This window comes from Vibrio sp. 10N.222.48.A3, assembly GCF_041475345.1.
In the GTDB taxonomy this organism is placed as follows: Bacteria; Pseudomonadota; Gammaproteobacteria; order Enterobacterales; family Vibrionaceae; genus Vibrio; species Vibrio tasmaniensis_A.
Map to the genome: position 1 here is coordinate 1 of NZ_JBFRVX010000327.1, position 3,181 is coordinate 3,181.

Consider the following 3,181-nt stretch of genomic DNA (forward strand, 5'->3'; position numbering starts at 1 on the left):
GCCCCAAAAGACGACTCAACACGATCACGTTCACCTTCGACTGAATGGCAATACTGGCGTAGGTGTGACGTAAATCATGCAAGCGCACGCCTTCCAATCCTGCCAACTGGCGAGCCTGTCGCCAGAATATACCCAACTGATTGGTGGATATGGGTTGAGTGTTACAAGGGGCTGGAAACAGGTAAGGACTCTCTGATTGCCATGCATCAAGATAAGCTCTGACTTGTGAGCAAAGGTAAACCGTTTTCGCCCCCGTTTTACTGTCTAGTAAATGCCAGTGACCACCTCGGTACTCTTTCCATTGTAAGGTTCTCACTTCCGATGAGCGGCAACCTGTGTATATCAACAGACGTATTATCATGACCTTAGCCGGGTTATCGCCCTCTAACGTGTCTAACACTCGCCAGAGTTGACGCAATTCGTTTTTACTAAGATAGCGTTCTACCCCTCCTTCTTTATAACGCTTGAAACCACGGCAAGGATTGGTATTTTTAGGACGATATTCCCACATTTCACATTGCTGCATCATAACCGACAGCAACACTAACGCTTGGTTGGCTGAGCCTTTCACATGGCTTAACTGGGCAAACCACTGCTCAACATCATTTCGAACAATGGATTGTACTTCCCTATCTCCAAGATAAGGGGCGATCTGAAGACGAAAGGCACTTTCGTTCTTTATCAAAGTGCGAGATTTCCAATGACGAGGATAACGCTTAAAAAACTCTTGGCCGAACGCCTTCAGCGTTATGGAGGGCAATATTTCCTTTTTCGGACTGCGTACCTGCTGAACAAGCCGCAAGGCTTCTCGTCTTGCTTGACGTAATGAGTAATCTAACGTGCAACCTAGCTTATGATTTTGCCTCAATCCGTTGTGCTGAAAACGAACGAAAAACACGCACCTCCCTGACGGATAGACTCGTAAATACAACGTAGACACCTTGGAATCATAGTATTCTTTTGTGGTCGAAGTCGGTTTAACGCGCTCGACAAATCGCTGAGTAAGAGATATTTTTTCCATTTCAAGCTCCTGTTTACAGGGGCACTTTTGAACCGTAGAACGCTGTCAAACATGCCATAACACTAAAAAACAAAAACTCAATACTGATAAATTTCAATAATTTACAACAGACAACCACCCATAATCGCCAGATTATGACGTGGTGTGTGGTCACCAACTCAACTAACCAACAACTCAGAACGAATGATCTGAGTTCCTTAATCAAAGCGACGGGAAAAACTGACAGCGAAAGACAAAAGCCGACCAGGTGGCGAATGAATCTGACGAACGAGGGATGCGGGGGATCTGGAAATTGAAGGAAGAAAGCGAGAGGAAAAGCTAAAGACCTTGCACCGTTATGGTGCAAGGCCTTTTATTGAACGTTCAGATTAAAATAAACCGATTGGACTTTTTGGATGTATATTTTTCTGGCGTTCTCGGTGCGTTTGGAAAAACCCGCATTATACGCGCCGACACTGTTCCAGTTATAACCATGACTAGAAAAGTTAGAACTTAATACCCATGCGCCAAGATGAACATTAAAGCAAGGATTATAGATATTTGTTTCATTCACATTAAATTCGGATAGTCGATCAAACCAATGGGAATTAATTTGCATCAATCCAAAATCACGGCTGATGACTTGACCGGATTGGTTTTTATTTTCATTGTACGCGTTCGGCTTTAGGCTACTTTCTACCGTGGCGATGGATTTTAAAAGCTGTGGATCGACATTATAAAATCGCCCTGCCTCATCAAAGCAAAAAGCCCAACTGAAACACGGCGATAACAACGAAAGATAAAGTAATGGTTTCATCATAAAAAAGAGCCCTAATAATAGGACTCTCATTTTATGCCATCCCATTGAGATATCAATATTCACAAGGTAATAAAATTGTGGTCACGCTGCGGTCACGTTCAGTTATTATCCAAACCGATTGATCACAAATCGTATAATTCGATATCACTCTCTCGCCTGTTTTGGTTGCTTCGTCATTGGTGATTTTATCTTCAATGCAAGTCTCTCCCCAATCTCCACTTTGGTGACGCTGCAAATAAATCGACAAGTTAGCACCGACATTATTATCTAATAACTGCTCAATACCTTGCGTATAGACCACTTTACCCAACGAAAACGGAACGGCCGTACAAACGTAACATTTTGCTTTCGTTTCTTCTCTATCTTGTGTAGCATTCAGAATGTTCATTAAATCTAACTCCGATGTAATTGAACATGCCTTGATATTTGAGACAGCAAATATCAAGGCGCTTTATTTTCACGCTTAATAAACGTCTTCCGTTTTACGAATATGATTAAACACTTCATGAATTTCATCGTAAGTGATGCCATACCCTTCGAGCTTTTCCACACAGTCACAAATATCATTGGTGTAGAAACACTCATGATTAAATAACTCACGACGAATGATCGCTTTTTTTCCGTTCTCTTTGATATCTTCGGCGATCCCTTCTTGAGCGATAGAATCTAAACGAGTCATTAATTGCTTGGCATTATCAACTGGGCAAATTAACCCCATACCTAGCGACGCATATTTCACGCCCTCTTTTTTTTCATCATCGAACTGTTGATTAGAAAAAGCAAAGAACGCCCCTGCCTCATTAAAAGCCTGAGTTTGTTTGTCTTGAATATAGTGTGAGAGATATTTCATCTTTTAAGTCTCCATTTTATAATTAAGGGGATGATCCACTCTTTTATGTTTCGATGTATTGATGGTTGTTTGTCACCCATCCTATGACTACAGCACGACTATTCAGCCCTACCTTATTTGTTTCAGTAATCACATGACCTCTCGCGATGCCTTGCCCCCAGTACGGCTTATTGAGTTCTGTTTCTGGGAACAAAACCGTCAGTTCTAGCCAAACACTGGAATGCCTGGCTCTTGCTTTTACATGAGCGGCAATCACGACAATATTTTCCACAGATATTGATCATGATAGGACAACATCACGACTTAGCCCTACTGGGTGCACGCCCAAAGAGATATCATTTTTTGGTGAGCTTTCGTGGCCAGCGGCGAAACGCTGGTCGCTGAAATTCGATTTAGAGAGAGTTGGGGTTGATTGTCGTTGTGCCATGAGGAGTTTCCTTTCTGTTTGAGTATCACTTTTATGGAGCCGCTTGGCTGTCCCTACCTCAAACATGGTTCTTCTCTGCAGGGG

The 3,181-nt window shown here is 42.5% G+C and carries 6 protein-coding genes and 1 pseudogene; all 7 read right to left on the minus strand.

From position 1 onward, the window contains the following. A partial coding sequence (locus AB4653_RS10385; protein WP_372104085.1) for a tyrosine-type recombinase/integrase occupies nucleotides 1-760 on the minus strand: 760 nt, incomplete at its 3' end. Between the two features lie 30 nt (nucleotides 761-790). Continuing rightward, nucleotides 791-1,021 (minus strand): annotated as a pseudogene (locus tag AB4653_RS10390) (Arm DNA-binding domain-containing protein); the annotation flags it as partial. Between the two features lie 352 nt (nucleotides 1,022-1,373). Further along, nucleotides 1,374-1,817, minus strand: coding sequence for a lytic transglycosylase domain-containing protein (locus tag AB4653_RS10395; protein WP_372104088.1), 444 nt, complete (start codon nucleotides 1,815-1,817; stop codon nucleotides 1,374-1,376). Between the two features lie 55 nt (nucleotides 1,818-1,872). Next, nucleotides 1,873-2,208, minus strand: coding sequence for a hypothetical protein (locus AB4653_RS10400; RefSeq protein ID WP_016766862.1), 336 nt, complete (start codon nucleotides 2,206-2,208; stop codon nucleotides 1,873-1,875). Between the two features lie 75 nt (nucleotides 2,209-2,283). Further along, nucleotides 2,284-2,670 (minus strand): hypothetical protein, encoded by a 387-nt coding sequence (locus tag AB4653_RS10405; RefSeq protein ID WP_017101067.1) that lies wholly within the window; start codon nucleotides 2,668-2,670, stop codon nucleotides 2,284-2,286. A gap of 43 nt (nucleotides 2,671-2,713) precedes the next feature. After that, a complete protein-coding gene (locus tag AB4653_RS10410; RefSeq protein ID WP_136975316.1) occupies nucleotides 2,714-2,941 on the minus strand; it encodes a hypothetical protein in 228 nt (75 codons plus the stop codon). Nucleotides 2,942-2,950: 9 nt separating this feature from the next. Further along, nucleotides 2,951-3,097: a hypothetical protein gene (locus AB4653_RS10415; RefSeq protein WP_157936411.1), complete on the minus strand. Its 147-nt coding sequence runs from the start codon at nucleotides 3,095-3,097 to the stop codon at nucleotides 2,951-2,953. Nucleotides 3,098-3,181 lie beyond the last annotated feature (84 nt).

Coding starts and splice junctions, on each gene's coding strand:
- AB4653_RS10395 (WP_372104088.1), bottom strand. CDS start 1,817: ATGAAACCATTACTTTATCTTTCGTTGTTATCGCCGTGTTTCAGTTGG.
- AB4653_RS10415 (WP_157936411.1), bottom strand. CDS start 3,097: ATGGCACAACGACAATCAACCCCAACTCTCTCTAAATCGAATTTCAGC.
- AB4653_RS10400 (WP_016766862.1), bottom strand. CDS start 2,208: ATGAACATTCTGAATGCTACACAAGATAGAGAAGAAACGAAAGCAAAA.
- AB4653_RS10405 (WP_017101067.1), bottom strand. CDS start 2,670: ATGAAATATCTCTCACACTATATTCAAGACAAACAAACTCAGGCTTTT.